Genomic DNA, 18,827 nt, shown 5'->3' with positions numbered 1-18,827 from the left:
GTCGCCCTCACAGGACAAAGATCAGCACGAGTACGACGACGTACACGGCGAGCCAGTAGTGCAATCTCATATCGCACTCCTTATTGAATGGTCGAAAGAGAATCGACGTGTACGCGGGTCGCAGCAGACTTCCAGAAGATAAGCTGCGTCTGCCCCTTGTGGACAGCAGAGACCGGGCGATCCAAGGCTTCGTCGAAGAACGACCCGTCGGGCACTTCGTACCTCACTAACTTGAAGCCGCGACGCACGGCCCTCCTGATCCAATCGGGGTCGTGGAACCATGCACGCAGCGCGTCCATAGATTCAAATCCGAACTGGTAGCCTTGCTCTAGTCCGTCTTCCATCAATGCCAGCCAGTGAGGGCCAAGCACGCGGTCAAGCCACGGCGCAGGTTGATTGCCGTCGTCGGGGTGATACGGCATCTTGTCGGACTGGTATGCACCTTTACCCGAAGCGTCTTCGATGCGGAACACTTCCATTTGAAGTACTCCTCACGAAGACAAACCGACAAAGAAGCGCGGATCGAATTCGCCCCACTCCGCAGCTTTCGGGCCGTAGATCGCGCCGGAAATAACGCCGTTGTCCGACTGGTTCGCGATAGCGATGCAGTCTTGCGCCAAGTCTTGTGACAGGTGATAGACCGCAGTGGGCAGATACGCTTCGTTCCGCGTGTACTTCACTTCGGCGATAAGCGTGCGTTCGGTGCCGTGAGCATGCGTGACTTCGTGAATCTCGCCTGCCCGAATGATGAAACCGTACTGGTTGATCTTTGCGACAACATGCAGGATGCCGTTGTCGGGTTCGCCGTCGTTGCGAGCGAGACCAATGTTGAGAATGGTTTTCATAGCAATGGAGTAAAGTGCTCCACCATTCACTACACTGGCCTCGTCGCAAGACCGGCGAACCTTAAGGTGAGGTCGCTGTAGTTATGGCGAAAGCAAACAAGTCTCGATGTTGGTTGCCCTTACAACCAACGCTTGTCTACTGCATGCGCGGCCTGTACTGCGCCACTTGGCTCAGAGAACCCGTGATAAGCTCGCCATGCGGGCTTATAGCTGACTCTCTGCAACTGCTTGGAAAGGATTCTAAAAGGCTGCTGAAAAACCGAACGGGCGAAGTGAATCAGTAAACGCCCGTTAATCCGGCGATCAGTGTAACTAGTAAAACAGCGAGCGCGACCTGATATAACCGCGCCTTTTCATCGGCCAGAATCATCGTCCTCCTCCGGCGTGTGTTTGCCGATTTGATCGTTGAATCGCCGGGCGATAGCCTCTTGCGATACGATCCGGCAGGGTTCCTTACCGACCCACTTCTGTATGTGTTTGAGGGTGGTACGGCTGATAAATTGGTTGGTCTGCTCATACCCTTCGTTCGGTACGAACACCGCAACCGGCGACTCATACGAAAACAGGATACGCGTGCCACTCTTGAATTCGAGCACGGCCTGATTCGTTCCAATGGTTCGGAGACGCATAGCAAAGCCTCTAGCTTGTTCTTATAGCGTTAAAGGTTCCCGACCTGCACTGAGGTCGCGCAAGCGCACGACTGCTATCGGGTAAGCCTGAATCATACAGGTGTGCTCTACTGTCAACGTGCCGAACACACCCGTATGATGGCCCGCTGTTCGCAGGCCAGAATTAATTATCTGCTGTGGACTCGGGTCGGTACTTCCTACCCGATCAGTGCCAAACATAGATCAGCACGACAAGCGATGCGCCGATCAACAGCACACCGCTTGCCATAAGCACGGCTACAACGCGGTCACTCATTCACCACCTCGCGCACGAAGGCAGGTCGCGATAGAAAGACTCGCAGAGCCTATCCATACGCAGCGCGTCCTCTATACGGCGTTCCAACCTGTACTTATTGGCCTTATACCGCGCCTCTACGTACCGCGTAAGCGCTTTCAAAGTGCGGTGGAACTCGGCAAGCTCTGCCTGCTCCATAACGTCTATGTTCGGAACGTCGATCATGTCATCACCGCACATATCGACGAGCGCAGCGCGGATGGACGTGGTGCTGTACGGCGCACCATCCGGCGTGTGAGTGATACCGAGAAATTCTAGTTCCTCCAGAAGCGCCACAGCTGCACCGATCTTCGTGTTGTGACGGCGCACGGCGCGACGGGCCATGTCATACAGCCCTTCGTCGTTGTTGATCCACAGGGATACATTCCAGTGGTTCCAGTCCTTGTGTCCGTTGTACATGGCGAGCCTCAGAAAGATTGGCACGCCGCGTAGAACCGGGCGATGTTGAACGTAGGGTTGAACTCGTGGCAGACACGAGCTACCGCGATAGCTGCCTCACGGCGAGCGTTCGCGTCATGAATCTTGGCTATCTCGCGAGCGAGTGCTTCGAAGTGTTTCTTGGTCATACATCCACCTATAAGGGCTGGTTGTTAAGGCTCCCGCCTGTGATGGCCGGTAGCTCGGGAAGAAACGTTAGCAAGTGAGGCGCACTAGTCGCGAAAGGTATCGCCAGCACGGGCTGTAACCATCCGCGTATCCCGCGTTACTACCAGTGCGCCTTACATGCTGCCCTGTCGAAACAAGGCAACAGTCCTGTGAGGTTGCAATTCCTCTATCGCGTGTGTCAGGACAACACAACGGTACTCACGCGATGCAATGCCACGCATTAGTGGCTCGCGCTTTCCGCACCTAGTTGTTAAAGATCGACCCTTTACCCGGACGCCATGCCGGAAGGTACAGCTAGTGCACTAGTCGGATGTCAACCCGAGAAATCCGCCCACATGACTAACGGACTAGTGCGTTACAACGTGGCCTGTTTCATACCCAGCCGTATTTGACTGCACCCAGCTTATAGCGGCCTAGTCGCTTACTGCATGGACTGCATTACATCACAGATACTGCTATGTGTCAACTGCCCTTTATGTCCCGCAACACCTCTTTGTCTACTTGGTGCCCTAGAGCTAGCCTTTCGTCTGTTCGGCGCTGCGTTGGATTGAATTAGAGCAAACTTCTGGCATTGTGTCAACTATCTTCACGGGACAGTGTTCGATCAACGCAATAGATACGGTGGCGAGTCCGTGGGTACTCATTGCTATCTGCTGTGTCTGTACATCGGAGCGGATGCGACGATGCTTGTGTAGCTGGGTTGCTACGTCTGTATGTCTGCTCGGTCTACTGCTCGACAGCCTGCTGTGCTCATGCTGCTATCTGCTGCCTAGTGCGCTGCTGTCCTGCTGCTCACTGGCTGCTTATCGTGCTGTATGTCTGCTGCTGTTCCATGCTTGCATGGCTGTACCTGAGTCTTCGACTCGTCACAGATACCGGTGCTGTGTGTCGTGAAGGAACCGTAAATGCTGCTGCCAGTCCTGCTGCGGTCTGACGGCAATCTCACGGCGAATAAGTGCATACAGATAGCCCACGCACGTGCATCGATTCCGTAGCCCTTGCCAGAAGACTTGGCCGATGACATACGGTCAATACCCGGCAATGCCCCTGTAACGCGTCAGAAAGGCTCAGGAACCGCTACTGTCCCGTGGTGAATGGTGTCACTAGGGTAGCCAGCGTCAGCCCGTTGTAGGCCCTCTAATCGCGTCGAGTGTCCCGCACCTGTCCCGCCGTGCATCATCTGTTCCACCGTGTAACAGTTAAGTGCTTGATTTCATTGAACACTACTGCCCTGTGTCGCCTGCCTAGCCTAGGCGGTGCTGTCCCTGCCTGCTGCCCAGCGCTGCCACGCACCCAATGCACCCGGCATGGCATGCCCATCCTTTCGGCAGGCACGCGCCCGGAGGGCGGCTATGGGGAAAGCCAGCGCGAGCGCGGCGGCACTATGCGCACGGAATAGCAGATCAAATTTCGGTCCGGTTCCCTGTTGTAAACGTCCCATGAACACCTTACACTCTGCACCGGGCCAACTAACAGACCCATAACGGAGAGACCATGAAAGAAAGAATTACAGCCGTGGCAGCGGCGATACTGCTGGCAGCATGTGGAGGAGGAGACGGTGGATCATCCGCACCGGCACCGGCAGCGCCTACGCCGTCCGCTGCGGGACAGTACATCGGGACAGTGAACAACAGGCAGACCACAGCGCTCGTGTTGGACGATGGGCGGTTCTACACGCAGTACAGCGTCGCGGGACAGCCGGGCGTCATAGCGGGTGTTGTCGCCGGGACAGTCGCGTCGAGCGATGGGAAACTCTCTAACGGCGCAGGATCGGACTACAACCTCGAAGGTCAAGGTGTGCAGCCGGTGACGGTCTCGGGCACGTACGTGGCGAAGCAATCGCTCAACGCCACGACGACCTACTCGCCGACCGTGCAGTCCACGCTCAACGGTTCGTTCGACCAGACCTACAACACGACGCCGACGCAGGCCGCTGTGACGGGTACGTTCATTGGCAGCAGCGCGTCGCCGGGCTTCCTGAGCGATGTCGCGACGATCACGGCTGACGCGAACGGGAACATCACGGGCCAAGGGACGAACTGTGCGTTCACCGGCTCGATCAAGCCGCACGCATCGGGCAACGTGTACGACGTGTCGCTGACGTTCGGTGCAGGCTCGTGTCTGTTCCCGAACACCACCGCGACGGGTGTTGGTGTGTTGAGCGGCAGCGTCATCCACGCATTCGTGCAGACGCCGAGCAAGCAGGGCATCCTGTTCCTCGGTTCGAAGTAACTGTCCCACCAGCACGGGACATCTGCGGGACATTTCCTCACAGCGGATCGGGTGCGGTTGAAGCGGCGAACCAGTGCAGGAGCGGGTCCGAAGGGCCTGCGACGCCCTGCCGTGCCTTCACACGGCAGGGGTCACTGGTTCGATCCCAGTACTACCCACCAGATTTATGGGTACGTTGGAAGCCCGAAGAATAAAGGCCCTCAGGCGTAAGCCGAGGGCCTTTTGCTTTTTCGGCCGCCGTCGAAACCTCCGTCTATGCGCCATTTGGCGGACAAGTGGCGGAGTTGAAAATAGTCCCAACGCGATAACCCTCAATCGTCTGGGACAACAATGGCAGGAATCTGGAAACGGGGAAAATATTGGCGAGCGGAGGTGCGGCGCAAGCCTCATCCCCTGCAAACGTGCACCTTCGACACTAGGGCCGAAGCCGAGGCATGGGCACGCCGTATCGAGTCTGAAATGGATCGCGGTGGCTTCGTCGATCGCAAAGACGCGGAGATGACCAGCTTCGACGATCTGCTCAAGCGATATGCCGAAGAAATCTCGCCCAAGAAGAAAGGCGGTGACGGCGAAATCCTCCGCATCCGCAAACTACGCAAAGACAAGCTCGCCGCATACAAGGTATCGGAGCTGACCAGCAAGGTCATGTCCGACTACCGCGATCGCCGGCTCGCTGGAGACCCCAAGAGCAAGCCCGTTACAGGTTCCACAGTCAACCGAGAGCTTACGCTGATCGGCCACGTGCTCACCGTTGCCCTCAAGGACTGGGGCATACCCGTTGAGGTAAATCCCGTCTCGAAGATGCGCCGCCCAAAGGAAAACCGTGCCCGCTCCCGCCGCCTCTCCGTGGACGAAGAAAAGCGGTTGCTGACGGAGCTGGCCCCTAGCCCCCGCGACGGAAGCGGACGCTTCGAGCCTGGCGGCTGCCGTAACCAGTGGGTTCTACCGGTCGTCATCATTGCGATTGAGACAGCCATGCGCCGTAGCGAAATCCTTGCTCTGCGCTGGGACGACGTATTCCTTGACGACCGATACGTCCGTCTGCACGACAGCAAGAACGGGGAACCGCGCGACGTACCGCTATCGACCACGGCAGCGGCCACGCTATCTACGCTATCGCGTGCCCTGGACGGCCGAGTGTTCCCAATCACCGGCGAAGCACTCAAAAAGGCATTCACGCGGGCCTGCGAACGAGCCAACCTTGAAAATTTACATTTTCATGATCTGCGTCATGAGGCCACCTCGCGCCTCGCAACTCGGCTCGGCAACATTCTCGAGCTATCCGCCGTGACCGGACACAAAACTGTCCAGATGCTGAAGCGCTACTACCACCCACGCGCGACCGACCTCGCACGGAAGCTCGGCTAGCAAGCCGAGAAACCCCTGTCTTATGCGCCATGTACGGGCCCTTCCCCACCCCATAGGATCTGATCAACGTACATGTACTTAACGGTACGCACATTAAGGAGGCAGCGATGATCCTGCTGGTCGCAGCAGAAAAAGGCGGAGTCGGCAAATCGACGATTGCCACCAATCTCGGTGTGCATCTAGTCCATTGTGGCGCTGACGTTGTTCTGCTTGACACCGACGGCCAAGCTACCGCTGCTCGATTCATCGAGCGGCGCGATGAAGCCGGCATGACACCCACGATTCCCTGCGTCCAGCGCATAGGCGAGGTCAGCTCCACGCTGCGCGACCTTGTGCGACGCTATCAGGTTGTCATCGTGGATGCCGGCGGCCGCGACTCGCGCGAAATGCGGTCAGCAATGTCAGTGGCAAACCTGCTGCTCGTACCCACCCGGGCCAGCCAAGCGGACCTCGAAACCCTGCCCAAGGTCAATGAGCTCATCGGCCTTGCACGGGGCCTGAATCCGGAGCTGAAGGCCGTCGCGGTCCTCTCAATGGCACCGTCCAACCCGGTCATCCGGGAGGTCGAGAACGCCAAGGAGCTGCTCGCCCAATTCGACCAACTCTCACTAGCAGACACAGTGATCCGCGACCGGAAGGTCTACCGCGATGCGCTGCTCGCCGGCAAGGGTGTGACCGAACTCGACAACGGTCAGGCACGAGCGGAGATCCAGCTATTGGCCGGCGAATTTTTCGATCTCAGCTAATAGGACTCTCATGACCAGCAAGTTCCAGATTTCTCGACCCTCCTCGACGACCGAGCCACAACCGGCCAGTGCTGACGAATTCGTCAACGGTGCCAGCCTAGTCCGATCGCAACTGTCAGAGCGCGCACCCAAACCCGTGCGCCTGAGCACTGATCTGACGCCGGACGTCTATGAGCGCATGAAGCGGCGTTCAGCCGAGCTGCGATTAACTGGCTCGCAATACATACGAGCACTGATCCTGAAGGACCTTCAGGACCGAATACTCAAGTAACGGAAATCAACGTACAGGTACGTAACGTTAAGTAGCGGTACGTACCTGTACGTTGAGATTGGATCGCCGCATAGGAGACGCAACGCGCCGCACGCTCGATACCCGCCGGAAACGGACAGAAAATCACACGCGACGCGCTCAGGGTACTCGCTTATGCATTGCTGGATGTCGCCGCACAAGCCGAGCAGCAGGGACTTGGCAGCACACCATCGGACAAGCAAGGGCGCTGTTCGATTTAAAGCGGTCTCCCGGCCGGTTGCTGCCAGTCGGGAGACCTGACCACCACCCACCTATGACGAGGTGAAATTGATGGCTGACCTGATTCTAGCCGCCCATCCGCTTAATACCGCTATCGGAACCGATTGGCATATCGAATTCCTCGACCTGATTTCACCTCTATCGGCCACGCGCAATGTGCTTGAGGAATTCCGAGACAGCGCGCCGAACGATGAAACTGCGGCATATGTGCAGGCGTTTATCGACGCGCGAACCGAGATCGCGGCCGTGACGGGCATCCCGTTCTAGCAAGCGTTTGCTTCACGTACCCGCCGTGGGTGAATTGGTCGCGCCTTGGGATGGAGCGTCGTGAATGACGGAGCTCACATCGAGCGAACACCGATGAGCCGAAGCAGCTATTACGAGGCACTGCAGGTCGGCCCCGACACAGAAAACGTCAATATGGGTTACTAACTCGAATTTAAGAACGCTAGAGACCATGCATACAAACATTGGAACAGTTACTTTTGGCAATTACGAGCTCGATATCAGTGCGATCACCGGCGAGCTTGCCAGCCATGCGCGCGAGACACGTCGGGACACCGCGTCCATTCGAGCAGGCGAGCGGATGCAACAGGTATCCGTGACGCCGGCCGGCAGCGTGCCGCTGCGTGTCGGCCATAAGGTCACGGCGTATTACGCGAGCCTTCGCGGAATGAACAACTGGCAACTGGTTGCGTTTTCCGACGACTCGGCACACAAGGTGCATGACGTGTCGCGATCAGCCTGCCTGCCCGGCGCGAAGCCCCGCGTTTTCTGGCTAGCCCCGCTCGCTGTCCTGGGAATAGGCAAATTTTCCGATGCGATTTTCCCGTGGATCGCATATGTGGCCGCAACGATGTCGGTCAGTCCGGAGGCGACGGCGTACGCCTACGTGGCCTGTGCGTGGGGAAGTGCCATTGCTTCCTGTGCCTACCTGCTGCGCAGGAGTAGGGTAGCAAGAAAGAACGCTGCACAGCGACGCACCAGCCTTCTGCAGTTCATAGAGAACAACGCAGCGGGAGCGACGCGTGGATGAGATCCTCGGGGCACTCTTCGCAATGCTCGTCACCATGATGTATCTGCCGACGATCATGCACGGCATTGCGAACGCCCGTCAGACGCAGACCGACGTCACTACGGCTCAGCAGCAGCAGCAGTGGGCGTCGGCCGTCGGGAACTACGTGAGCCAGAACATGACGGCCCTCGAGGCGAGCGCGACGGCCGCAACGCCCGTAACGCTGTCGGTTGCGACACTGCAAGCCGCAAACGCGGGTCTGCCAACGAACTTTTCGGTCACGAATCCGTTCAGCCAGACGTGGACGGCGCAGGTGCTGCAGCCGACGGCCGGCACGCTGCAGGTACTGGCATTCAGTAGCGGCGGGAACGTGATCAAAGATCAGGAACTCGGACAGATCGCGCGTGCGGCCGGTGGTTCGGGTGGTTTCATCCCGACGAACAACTCAGGCGCGTATTCAGGCGGGCCGGCGACCGCGTATGGCACGTTCGGCTCGTGGAAGATCGCGACGGCCGGTTACTCGGTAGGCTCCGGCGGCGCACCCGCATCGCTGCTGGTCTTTACGAACGGGGCACTGTCGAGCAACTACCTGTACCGCAACGCCGTTCCCGGTCAGCCTCAGTTAAACGAAATGAACACGGCCCTCAACATGGGCGGCAACGCTATTAGTAACGCGAACGGGGTCATCACTGCGGGCGGAAGCAATGCGCAGTCGCTTCAAGTTGGCTCGGCGGTGTATTACGGCGATCCGAATAACGCCGCCGTTCGGACAAACGGGACACTTTTTATCCAGAATTTGCTTGGTACCGCGGCCGCGCCGCTGGTTGCTGGCGCGACGACAGTAGAAGGAAACGCTGCCGTGACCGGTAACACGACCGTGAACGGAACGGTTGTCGCCGGAGCTGACGTCGATGTCAGCGGCAACACCTTCACGGCTGGAAACGCCACAGTTACACAGAATTTCTCTGCCGGGGGACAGATTACCGCCGGCGGTTTCGTTCAGGTTAATGGCTTTGCTGTACAAGGTGCCGGTTGCGCTCCCAATGGACTTATCGGCAATTCCGGTGCGGGTCCGCTATTTTGCCAATCCGGTGTGTGGACGGCAGTCAACGGAGGCGGAGCATATGTGAACGCTTTTGGCTTCGTCGGCGACAGCGGTTTCATACCGAATGGTTCCGGCAAAACGCAATGGGTTATGGCCTCCGGGGGCGACGGAGGCAACAACTCCTGCCAGTTGTCAGGGAATGTTAGTGGGGTCGGCGGGGTCGCAAATCACTCGGACAACAACACCAGTCTTGCAAAGGCGTGTTTCATCTCTTTCCCGGTTCCCCCTGGAGCAAGTTGGCAAGTCACGTCGGCTCCTTGGGACGCACCCCCTGGAAGTTTTACTGCCTTCGTCTATCAATGACGTTATCACATCGTTCGCGGCGCTGTTCCTCGATCTGATTTCACCCAAGTCGGCCACGCGCAACGTGCTTGAAGAATTTCGAAACAGCACATCGAATGTGAAACAGCGGCGTAGATTCAGGCGTTTGTCGCCGTGCGAACTGAGATCACGCGGCCGTGAAGGGCATCCATTCCAGGAGCTTGGTCGTGCTATGGGTGAATTGGTCGAGGCAACAAAACTAAGGCATGGAGATATGACGGTGCGATTCTTCCTGGACACCGAGTTCACCCACTTCATCGACCTTCAGCTCATCAGTATCGGAATCGTGGGCGAAGACGGATCCGATTTTTACGGCGAACTGAGCGACTACAATCGCGCTGCATGTTCGGAGTTCGTGCGCGCAGCTGTACTCCCCCAGCTCGGGCAATTCCCAGGGCGGGCAATGGCCTTCGCGCAACTCAGCCGCGAAGTCGTGACCTGGTTATCTCGAATTCCGGTCGAGTCCGGCCCGATCCTTTGCTACGACTATGCCGACGATTTCGCGCTACTGTGTGATCTGATCGATGGACCGCTGCTGGATGGCTGGGCGCACGAGAACATCCGCGCACGGCTCGACTACGAGCGGCAAGAAGCGTACTTTCGCGAGTACGGCGGCCGACACCATGCGCTGTACGACGCGCGGGCCAACGCCTTTGCATTCAGAGGGGAAGCAAATGGATGATGAGCTTGAGCTGGAGACCCAAGCGCGCGTGATCCGCGACGAACCGCGCAACGTGTTCATTGCGACGGTACTCGCAACCGGCGCAACCTACGAGGCCGCCGACAGCGACGAGATCGCCGCCTGGCTGGCCGTATCCGGGGTCGAGCCGGGCCATGTCTTGATGCCTCGGGAACTGATCGAGTCCGCCGGCGACCGGATGAACATCAACTACATGCTGCGCTTGATCCACGACGCCGAAATCAGGTCGCGCGCCGAGGCGCGCAGCAAGCGGCCACGCTCCGAAAAATCAGCCAGTTTGGAGAAGTACATCGCGAGCCCGGAATTTTTGGAGTGGGCCAACGCGGCTGTCCAGAGGGCGATCGCCAGGCTCGAGGCCAAGGGGATCAAGCCCGCTTATATCGTGCGTGAGCGCAAAGGCAACTAGGCGAGTGCTGATCCGACTTTCCCACCGCCTCGCGCTGCGCGCGACGTGTGCAAAACCTGCCTCTTGCGTGCGGCAGAGCCGCAGGCAGGTTTCACACACGCGAGGGCCGTGGAAAAGTCTCGTGCTGCGGTGTTCTACCCGACTGGCTTATTTCCATAGGGCAGCAAGTGGGTGAAATGGTCGCGCAAACCAACGTCCGTCGATTCCGGGAGGCCGCCGCAGCAATCGCAGACACACCGCAACCTCGCGGATCGCTTTCTTCCGGAACATGAGCACGATCAGTCTTTTTCCCAGCCCGCCGGCACCAAGCCCAGTTGTTTAGCCGTGGCTGTTGGCAGACGCAATAGTACCGTGCCCGGCGCGGCGCCCCAGCTGCTGTCAATCATCGTGAGGTCGGCCTTGACGCCTTCGAGTTCAAGATAGACGACATCGGCCTTCTCGAAGGCCTCTGTGTAGAGGTGCCATGCTGGCAACTCGCCGTCCTTTTCCTGATGTCGTATGGACGCCTTGGTGCTCATGAATTACCTGAGAAAATGAATAGCACTAACAAGAGCTTCACGTCTGCCAAACACCTGTGCCGTCCGAGGCACAACAAACCATTAGTCTGGGAAGAAAGCTTCGTCTAGTATGGCTTTGGGAGACCATGTGGGCGCGCGGCTCGCGGTGATACGGTCCTTGTGCCGCAGATGCTCGCCTTCCCATATCTCATGCCAAAACGATTCGTCGGTCAGCCATTTCGAGAGGCTCGGGGTGCGAGTTAGTGCTTCAAGAGCCTCCCTGCGGCGTGTGACGATCAACGACCGCAGCTTCCGGGTACGCTCTTCCGGACAATATTTCCATTTCAGGAGGTGCCGCAGCACGAGCAATAGGTCTCCGTAAAAGCTACCTACTGCTTTAGTGCCTTCGCCTTCAATGAGCCGGATGATACGTTCCATATCAATGTCGGCGAACTTGCCGGCGCGAAGCAGCCCGGCCTGTTCATCTGCCCATGCGATCACGTCGTCATCGTAACTGGTCATAATATAGCCCTCGGTGCCATATGGAGAAAGTCGAGCTCTGTATCCGCACGCAGGTGCGCCGAGCAGTTGGGGCGATTTGTCGCATCGCACAGTCGACCCGACAAAAGAAGTCGGATCAAAAGTTCGCTTTGCGCTCCACAAGTTGAGTCGACTTGTCTTCGATGACCTTCGAGCTCAGTTCGAAACCTTTGAAGAGCGCATACAGGGGCGGTAAAGTTTTAGCCAGTAGCCCACCAATTGCCGAGAGCGGCGTACTCAAGGGCACAGACTGATAAAGCGTGATGGTATCCTGATGAGCCGTTCTGCCCGGTGAGATAATTCCACTGCGGCTGTACCAGGAGATCAACTCACGACCGCGAAGGCCGGACCAACGAAAGGCGAATTCGAGCGTGCAGTCGTCCTCTTGACATCCCATCGCCTTGGCGAAGGCTAGCCCCACGGCGATGGCTTCCGCGCAGTCGTAGATAGGTAACGCGTAATCGAAGGCAACGCCCGGCGTCGGGCTGTAGTCCGTCAGTTGCAGGTCATCGAACAACGCACGCAAATGGTAGAAATTGCCCTTCGGGTCGAACCGCTCGAAGTCTGTGTGACGACCGTTCGGAAGTGCGATCAGTGCTTCCCAAGCCTCATCAGTTATACGCGGGCGATCGGCCTCGTTGCCGAAATCATTGCTCACGAGCCAAACCGGCCAGCCGTTGTACTCGGGATTGCTTGATCTCAACAGATCCAGAAAGATACCGATTTTTTGGTCCGGCACCGAGCCGTCTAGGTACAGGGCGACCTCCCAGTACCCAGTCTTCGGCAGACTTAGAGACCGTTCTGCAACGTTCTTCAAAAATCTCGACTTTCCGTCGTCTAGCAGCTCCTGCAAGCGACCCTGCTGGGCCGGCGTTCCAGCATTGTCTTCGCCCATCGCGCCCAAGAACAGCTTTACGCCATCTTTGGTGAGACCGCTCAAGTGGCGCCGTACAAAGCGGCCAATGTCAGCTTCGCGATTATCAAAGCAGATGTCCATAAGCGCTGGCCAATCTTTCCAGTGCGCTCTAGCGCTGCTAGGCCGTCGATTCGCATTCAACGTCCGGACATAGATGTCGCCCTCTGTCACCGCCTTGCTCCCGTCCGGCATCATTAGGTCAGACTTCGCCACAACCGGCGTCCGGACACCTGCCGGTATCACGATCACCGGAAATAACACGGCGTCTCTCTCGGCAAACTCGACCGTGACGTCGAAGATCTCCGATGCAAACCGTGCGACCAATGCATAAATCTTGTCAGGATGGAACGCACTTTTCACATCTGCGGGAAGGCGGTCCAAGTCCGGCGCCAATGTCTTATCATCAAAGCCGATCAACAGGTAGCCGCCGTTCGCGTTGCGCAATGCCAGCATGGCACGGACAAGCTTCACCTTCCCTTCGACCGAGTCAGGCTCAATCCATGTCTTGATTTCGACCGCGAGACTTTCAGTCGGGCGCTCGACGAGTGCCTTGATCCGGGGGTTGCCCATTTCCGCCACCATAATCTCCTTTTCGAAAGGCTCGGCGCTGAATGCGGTTGCGCCGTCACAAATCACGTTCGGTGCGCCCGTCTAACGTGCTTTGAGCAAAATTTGCACGTAACGATCCGACGGATTGCATATGGAGTAATGCCCGGACGAGAGATGGCTACTACCGTTCTCGAAGACATTGTTAGCATGAGCGTAAGGCTGCAAGACTGATAGCAGCCGATTCCATTCGGTCACAAAATCTGTGAAGGAGCGGTGCCAGCGATCTTCGACGGTACGAATGCCTTGAACGATTGCGTGCTTCAACCTTCAGTTCATCCCCGATCTTGCCCCTCGCCTTGTCGCCGGCCTTTTCGACAAACAGTTTGTTGATCCGCCCGTTGTTGTGAATGATGATGTCGCGTGACGCCTTGATCTCAATGAAGGCCGACACTAGGCCCACGTCGAGCGGTTTGGCAAGCACTTTCGCGAGCTTGTCGATGTATTCGGACGGCTTCGCGAACATCAGCGCTTCACATTTCAAGGCCACGAAGCGGCTGATCACCTCCTCGCGGCTTCCCTCGTTTGCATTTATCGCGGGTGATTTTAGTGCATGGTCAAAAGGTCGGCTCATGCTGAACGCATGAACTAAATCGGTCATCCGCGACTTGCGAATAACCGCTTCGGATAGACTGAAGGCAACCCCGCTTGGCCGAAAGTCACCAACAACTGGTGGAATGAGAGAATTTGACCATGCTTACTGATGTCTTCTTTCGCAGATACGAGAATCGCCAAATGTTCGAAAGCGTCGGACAGAAGGAATCTGCACTTTTTGTTCAGGCATATAGAATCGTCAACGAGCAGATTTGGAAATACTACGGGCACGACGATAAGGTCAATGAGAGCGTTAAGACGATCTGGACTGGTATCCATGACCGCCTGACAATGGAGATCGGGATCAAGGAGCTTTCACCGAAATTCTACTCCTACCAGACCGAGTGGATGGGAAAGCCTCAAATGAACTCGGGTTGGTACGACATGAACATCGTGGTCGAGAACTGGTTGAACTTCAAATTCACTGACACCCTTGACCCCGACATGTTCGTCAAGCGTCGCCTTAGCTTCGTCGAGTTGGCCTTCCGCACGCGAGAGGAGCAAGTAGCTAAGGCGAACGCTGAGTTGCCAGCGCAGTTGGCCGCGGCCGAAATGCGAAACAGAATATCCCAGAGACCGATGACTCTCCCCGGCAACTATGCCGACAGCATACGAGCCATTAACGAAGGCCTGAATAGCACGTTCGCATCGAACGTGCAGGAGTTGAACGAGCGCCTGAAGCAAGCCGGTATGCCACTGCACTACCATAACGGGTACTTGCAGATTACACAGGACGAGCAGCTTCAAGAACAAGTCGAGCAACCATTCTGGCTGCTGGTAAAAGACGCTCCATGGAAGAACGTCAGCATTGACATGGCCGAGGCGATCGATCGTCGAGACACCGGCGGCCGCGATCCATCGTTCTATGCCGCCAAAGCACTTGAAAGCACAATCAAGATTATTTGCGAACTCAAGAACTGGTCTAGCGGCAATGAAAAAAGTGTGTCCGACTTCCTGAATCATCTTGAGAGCAAGGCTAACGGCGCATTCATCGAGAGCTGGGAACGGCAATCAATGCAGCGGTTTTACAGCGACGTTCGAAACGACTTGGGGCATGGCCCCGGCCCCAAGGACATGCCAAATCTCACTTCGCAGCAGATAGATCAAACCATCGAATTCTGCATGTCGTGGGTCAAGAGCTTGATTAAGCGACTGTAGGCGAACGAGTTCGATGCCGCGTTCGCGGGATATCCACGCCTTCTGGTTGCGCTTGGTACGACCGTTGCGGCTTGACCAGGTACGAACATCAGAAGTCCTTCGCGTGTGCTGAGGAGGTTGCGCAGGCATGCGAAGCACTCAACACGCGCGACACATACGGCAACAACGCTTGATCGGAGACCACTCATTGAACACAGCGGCAGAGTTTTATCTGGTGTCTTGTGTTGCCGGGAAGCGGTCGCACGCTGTTCCGGCCAAAGACCTGTACCTGTCCGAGTGGTTTCAGCGCGCCCGCTCCTATGTCGAGCGGGCCGGCAAGCCGTGGTTCATCCTGTCGGCTCAACACGGCCTGCTCGCACCCGACATGATCGTCGATCCATACGAGCAGACGCTGAATACGATGGATGTGCACTCGCGGCGCAAGTGGGCCAAGAGCACGCAGGCCCAGATGGAAACGATGTTGCCGGCGGCGTCGCGGTGCCTGATGCTGGCCGGCGCGCGCTACCGCGAATTCTTGATGCCGTATTTGATGTCCAGATTCGAGACGAGCGTGCCAATGCAGGGCCTTGCGATCGGCAAACAGTTGCAGTGGCTCGGACCACGACTCACGCCCGCAGGCACGGCGAACTGAAGGGCTCGGAGGCGCGCTAACGCATCCCCACGGCCCGGCGCATCGCGGCGGTGATTCGCTGCCGGGTGCGCCAATAACCCTCCCATGCGTCACCATGAGACGATCGTTGGTGGTAGATCGCTGCCGCCATCGACCATTGGTCGCCGCGTTTGACATCGGCGAGTTCGACCCATGACACTGGCATGAACACCGCCATGCCCGGACGTGCGCGGACCGAGAACGGTGCGACCGTGCTTGCACCACGACCGTTTCGCAGATAGTCGATGAAGATCTTGCGCACGCGGTTCTTTGGCCCGAGGACGGCCGAGAACCGCTCGGGAACGATGCGCGCCATATGTTACGCCACGGCCTGTGCAAAGCCCTTCGCTTCGTCCCATGAGTGCCGGCGATCGAGCGGCACAACGACGTGAAAGCCCTTGCCGCCGCCGCTTGTCTTCGGAAACGACTGCAATCCGAGTTCGTCTAGAAATACGCACAATGGCCAACAGTGCAGCGGCGAATGACGGCCCATTTGATCAGTTCCGTAGACGTTCGGAGGCCGTGCGTAGTGACTGCCTTGTCGTGGTGAAGTCTTTCCACGGATCTTCGGACACAAAGCTCAGGTACTCCCGCGCCGTGGCAATAGACCATTGGGCGGCGCTTTTCAGGTCAGCGAGCTGGTCCCACGAGATCGGCATCGAAACGCCGAGGCCATGCCGCGCTCGTGCCGAGAAGACGCTCGCCGTCGTCTGGGCCATGCCATTGCGCAAATAGTCAACAAAGACCTTACCCACGCGATTTGACGGTCCGGACTTCGATGAAAACCGCTCTGGCAAGGTTGACGCCATGTGATACACGAACGCCCGCGAAAACGACTTGACGTCGGAGTAACCGATCTCGAGTATCAATGGTACAACCACGTGAAGGCCTTTCCCGCCGCTGGTTTTCAGCCATGCCTTCAGCCCAAGCTCGGTCAGCAGCGTCTGCACCAGCACAGCGGCTTCCTTCATTCGTTGCCATGGAAGCCCCTCACCGGGGTCGAGGTCGAAGATCACTCTGTCCGGCTCCATCAGCGCCTGTACCGTCGAGTTCCATGTGTGTAGCTCGACGGCATTCATCTGCGCCGCTGTAAAGAGCGCATCCGCCGTATCGATCGTGAGCAGTGAATCGTGGCCGGGCCACAGCTTGCGATCGTGTCTGGTTAGCCCGGGCATCGCGGCTTTCTCGGCGTGCTTCTGGAAAAAGAGCTGGCCATCCACGCCCTCCGGGGCGCGCACCAGCGAGACCGGACGGTCCTTCAGATGCGGCAGCAGCCGATCGGCGATGCTTTCGTAATAGCGCACGAGATCGAGCTTCGTGAGCCCCGTGGAGGCGTCCACAACCCTGTCCGCATGACTGATCGCCGATGCAGGCCGTTCCGGGATCGCTGTGACACCTGCTTCACGCGTGACGTATTTCGCAGGTTTGTCGGACCGCAGTCCCTGGAATGACGAGTGGCGGATGATTCCCCCGGCCGTCCATTCAGCGAATGCAACCTCTGCAACCAGTTGCGGCTTTACCCAGTGCTCCTCTCGCGGTCCTCCCCCCAGCGACGCTCCTTCACCATAGGGCCATCGAAAGGGCTTGCCGGGACTTCAATCTTCGCCAGACGCTTATGCAGGTCATCGGCCATCTTGACGTCCCATCCGGTGCCGACATGTCCGGCATGACGAAGCGCGGTGCCCGAGTAATAGCCGAGGATCAGCCCGCTCAACTCGTGCGACGCTGGTGGCGTCGTGAAACCGCAGACAACGAATTCCTGCCGCAAGCGGCACTTGCCTTTTAGCCACGACTGCGTACGTCCGGACTCGTATGGGGCGTTGCGGTCTTTTATGAGAATGCCCTCAAGCCCGATTTCACATGCGGCCTTCAGGAGTTGTACAGCGGGCGCGTCGAAGTCCTCGCTGAATCGCACGTGATCGTCGCCGTCCCCGATGACGTCTCGCAGGCGCATGCGCCTGGTCCACAGAGGGATTTTCCGCAGGTCGAGGCCATCCAGGTAGAGCAGATCAAAAACAAAGTAGACAATCCGGGCGCTGCGTCTCTGGCTGATTGCCTCCTGCAAGGCGCCGAAGTCCGGCTTGTCGTTGACGAGAACAACGATCTCACCATCGAGCCATGCGGTATCGACGGATAGCGAGGAAGATTCGGCCGCTATCTCGGCGAACTTCGTCGTCCAGTCCTGCCCGCCGCGCGTGAAAAGCGTGACTCTTCCACGGTCGATCCGGGTTAGCAGTCTGTACCCGTCGTACTTGTTTTCGATCAGCCATTTGCTGCCGATTGGCAACGTGGTCGCGAGCGTCGCCAGCTGCGGCTCCATATGCGAAGGCAAGGGCGCGCGCTGCGCCTTGGACAGGTCCGGAACGAGGTCGCCGTTTGCGGCAGTTTCGAGGGTACCGTCTTCCAGTAGACCTAACGGTTTCTCGACCACGCTGTCTGGAAACGCTCTGACAACGTCAAACTCGGCCAGCGGTTTCGCCCACTCGTCGCGCTTCTTGAACAGAAGCCAGTCGTCCTGACGCGAGTCGGGACGCGTGATGCGGATCAGCTCCCAAAGCCCGGCAAGCTTCTGCCCGTGCAGCCGGAAGACAAGTTTCCCTTTTTCGAGCCCCTTTCGCGCATCGTCAACCGGCTCCCACGTCCCTTTGTCCCACACAAGTACGTCGCCCGCACCGTAATTGCCGGCAGGTATCGCGCCCTCGAACGCGGCGTAATCGACTGGATGGTCTTCGACATGGACGGCCGATCGCTTCACCGTTGGGTCGTAGCAGGGCCCTTCGGTACGGCCCAGGACACAAGCACGCCGTCCAGCTCTAGCCGGAAATCATAGTGAAGTCGCCTCGCCCGATGCTTCTGGATAACAAACGACAACCTGCCCGCCCTGCGCGAGCGTGAATCAGCATCGATCGGTGGCTCTGGCGTCGCCCCGCAGTTTCGCTTGCGCTGATACAGCGCTAGTCGGCCTGCCGACGTTTCGACAGCTCTGCACGACGCCGGCTGCGTCCGTCGTCGACGCCGTTCGGCTGCCATG

Annotated in this window: 22 protein-coding genes and 2 pseudogenes; 11 read left to right on the top strand and 13 right to left on the bottom strand. The window is 58.0% G+C overall.

The window, feature by feature from the left end; genetic code table 11:
- Positions 1-80 precede the first annotated feature (80 nt).
- The 5 genes from KZJ38_RS07375 to KZJ38_RS07355 all read right to left on the bottom strand — a co-directional run bounded on the left by KZJ38_RS07375 (position 81) and on the right by KZJ38_RS07355 (position 2,374).
- On the bottom strand, positions 81-479 hold the full coding sequence (locus KZJ38_RS07375; protein ID WP_219799447.1) for a hypothetical protein: 399 nt from the start codon (positions 477-479) through the stop codon (positions 81-83).
- 12 nt (positions 480-491) lie between these two features.
- Positions 492-845 (bottom strand): hypothetical protein, encoded by a 354-nt coding sequence (locus tag KZJ38_RS07370; RefSeq protein WP_219799446.1) that lies wholly within the window; start codon positions 843-845, stop codon positions 492-494.
- 353 nt (positions 846-1,198) lie between these two features.
- A complete protein-coding gene (locus KZJ38_RS07365; protein WP_219799445.1) occupies positions 1,199-1,441 on the bottom strand; it encodes a DUF8033 domain-containing protein in 243 nt (80 codons plus the stop codon).
- A gap of 328 nt (positions 1,442-1,769) precedes the next feature.
- Positions 1,770-2,207: a DUF7249 family protein gene (locus KZJ38_RS07360; protein WP_219799444.1), complete on the bottom strand. Its 438-nt coding sequence runs from the start codon at positions 2,205-2,207 to the stop codon at positions 1,770-1,772.
- A gap of 8 nt (positions 2,208-2,215) precedes the next feature.
- Positions 2,216-2,374 (bottom strand): hypothetical protein, encoded by a 159-nt coding sequence (locus KZJ38_RS07355; protein WP_219799443.1) that lies wholly within the window; start codon positions 2,372-2,374, stop codon positions 2,216-2,218.
- 1,534 nt (positions 2,375-3,908) lie between these two features.
- On the opposite strand from KZJ38_RS07355, the gene KZJ38_RS07350 reads away from it, so the two are divergent.
- From KZJ38_RS07350 to KZJ38_RS07310, 9 genes are all read left to right on the top strand, one after another.
- Positions 3,909-4,646 carry a hypothetical protein gene (locus KZJ38_RS07350; RefSeq protein WP_219799442.1) on the top strand — a complete coding sequence of 246 codons (738 nt, stop codon included), beginning with the start codon at positions 3,909-3,911 and terminating at the stop codon, positions 4,644-4,646.
- Between the two features lie 459 nt (positions 4,647-5,105).
- Positions 5,106-6,014, top strand: coding sequence for a site-specific integrase (locus KZJ38_RS07345; protein WP_246641674.1), 909 nt, complete (start codon positions 5,106-5,108; stop codon positions 6,012-6,014).
- A gap of 107 nt (positions 6,015-6,121) precedes the next feature.
- Complete coding sequence (locus KZJ38_RS07340) at positions 6,122-6,760, top strand: division plane positioning ATPase MipZ (protein WP_219799440.1); 639 nt, start codon at positions 6,122-6,124, stop codon at positions 6,758-6,760.
- 10 nt (positions 6,761-6,770) lie between these two features.
- Complete coding sequence (locus KZJ38_RS07335; protein ID WP_219799439.1) at positions 6,771-7,031, top strand: hypothetical protein; 261 nt, start codon at positions 6,771-6,773, stop codon at positions 7,029-7,031.
- A 309-nt stretch (positions 7,032-7,340) separates the two neighbouring features.
- Positions 7,341-7,556: a hypothetical protein gene (locus tag KZJ38_RS07330; RefSeq protein ID WP_219799438.1), complete on the top strand. Its 216-nt coding sequence runs from the start codon at positions 7,341-7,343 to the stop codon at positions 7,554-7,556.
- A 190-nt stretch (positions 7,557-7,746) separates the two neighbouring features.
- Complete coding sequence (locus tag KZJ38_RS07325) at positions 7,747-8,325, top strand: hypothetical protein (protein WP_219799437.1); 579 nt, start codon at positions 7,747-7,749, stop codon at positions 8,323-8,325.
- Positions 8,318-9,712 (top strand): shufflon system plasmid conjugative transfer pilus tip adhesin PilV, encoded by a 1,395-nt coding sequence (gene pilV / locus KZJ38_RS07320; protein WP_219799436.1) that lies wholly within the window; start codon positions 8,318-8,320, stop codon positions 9,710-9,712. Before KZJ38_RS07325 ends, pilV begins: the two co-directional genes overlap by 8 nt.
- A gap of 190 nt (positions 9,713-9,902) precedes the next feature.
- Positions 9,903-10,412 (top strand): 3'-5' exonuclease family protein, encoded by a 510-nt coding sequence (locus KZJ38_RS07315; RefSeq protein WP_246641673.1) that lies wholly within the window; start codon positions 9,903-9,905, stop codon positions 10,410-10,412.
- On the top strand, positions 10,405-10,836 hold the full coding sequence (locus tag KZJ38_RS07310) for a hypothetical protein (RefSeq protein ID WP_219800566.1): 432 nt from the start codon (positions 10,405-10,407) through the stop codon (positions 10,834-10,836). Before KZJ38_RS07315 ends, KZJ38_RS07310 begins: the two co-directional genes overlap by 8 nt.
- Positions 10,837-11,114: 278 nt before the next feature.
- On the opposite strand, the gene KZJ38_RS07305 is transcribed toward KZJ38_RS07310, so the two are convergent.
- The 4 genes from KZJ38_RS07305 to KZJ38_RS07290 form a co-directional block, all read right to left on the bottom strand.
- Positions 11,115-11,354, bottom strand: coding sequence for a hypothetical protein (locus tag KZJ38_RS07305; protein ID WP_219799435.1), 240 nt, complete (start codon positions 11,352-11,354; stop codon positions 11,115-11,117).
- 81 nt (positions 11,355-11,435) lie between these two features.
- On the bottom strand, positions 11,436-11,855 hold the full coding sequence (locus KZJ38_RS07300; protein ID WP_219799434.1) for a DUF29 family protein: 420 nt from the start codon (positions 11,853-11,855) through the stop codon (positions 11,436-11,438).
- 115 nt (positions 11,856-11,970) lie between these two features.
- Positions 11,971-13,425, bottom strand: coding sequence for an AlbA family DNA-binding domain-containing protein (locus KZJ38_RS07295; RefSeq protein WP_246641672.1), 1,455 nt, complete (start codon positions 13,423-13,425; stop codon positions 11,971-11,973).
- A 115-nt stretch (positions 13,426-13,540) separates the two neighbouring features.
- A complete protein-coding gene (locus KZJ38_RS07290) occupies positions 13,541-13,996 on the bottom strand; it encodes a hypothetical protein (RefSeq protein WP_219799433.1) in 456 nt (151 codons plus the stop codon).
- Positions 13,997-14,130: 134 nt separating this feature from the next.
- Between KZJ38_RS07290 and KZJ38_RS07285 the strand changes: the two genes are divergently transcribed.
- Positions 14,131-15,147, top strand: coding sequence for an AbiJ-NTD4 domain-containing protein (locus KZJ38_RS07285; RefSeq protein ID WP_219799432.1), 1,017 nt, complete (start codon positions 14,131-14,133; stop codon positions 15,145-15,147).
- Positions 15,148-15,334: 187 nt separating this feature from the next.
- Positions 15,335-15,778, top strand: a complete 444-nt coding sequence (locus tag KZJ38_RS07280) for a DUF6884 domain-containing protein (protein WP_219799431.1) — start codon at positions 15,335-15,337, stop codon at positions 15,776-15,778.
- Between the two features lie 16 nt (positions 15,779-15,794).
- Here the strand turns inward: KZJ38_RS07280 and ligD (KZJ38_RS07275) are convergent.
- The 4 genes and pseudogenes from ligD (KZJ38_RS07275) to KZJ38_RS36985 form a co-directional block, all read right to left on the bottom strand.
- Positions 15,795-16,289, bottom strand: a pseudogene (gene ligD, locus KZJ38_RS07275) (non-homologous end-joining DNA ligase LigD).
- Between the two features lie 4 nt (positions 16,290-16,293).
- Complete coding sequence (ligD, locus tag KZJ38_RS36995; RefSeq protein WP_343223855.1) at positions 16,294-17,304, bottom strand: non-homologous end-joining DNA ligase; 1,011 nt, start codon at positions 17,302-17,304, stop codon at positions 16,294-16,296.
- Between the two features lie 8 nt (positions 17,305-17,312).
- Positions 17,313-18,116, bottom strand: coding sequence for a non-homologous end-joining DNA ligase (ligD, locus tag KZJ38_RS36990; RefSeq protein WP_343223854.1), 804 nt, complete (start codon positions 18,114-18,116; stop codon positions 17,313-17,315).
- 279 nt (positions 18,117-18,395) lie between these two features.
- A pseudogene (locus tag KZJ38_RS36985) lies at positions 18,396-18,826 on the bottom strand (DNA polymerase ligase N-terminal domain-containing protein); the annotation flags it as partial.
- Between the last annotated feature and the right edge of the window lies 1 nt (position 18,827).

The organism is Paraburkholderia edwinii (assembly GCF_019428685.1).
GTDB classification, from domain to species: domain Bacteria; phylum Pseudomonadota; class Gammaproteobacteria; order Burkholderiales; family Burkholderiaceae; genus Paraburkholderia; species Paraburkholderia edwinii.
Note: the sequence above shows the minus strand (reverse complement) of the source record. Positions and strands in the feature narration are given on the sequence as shown.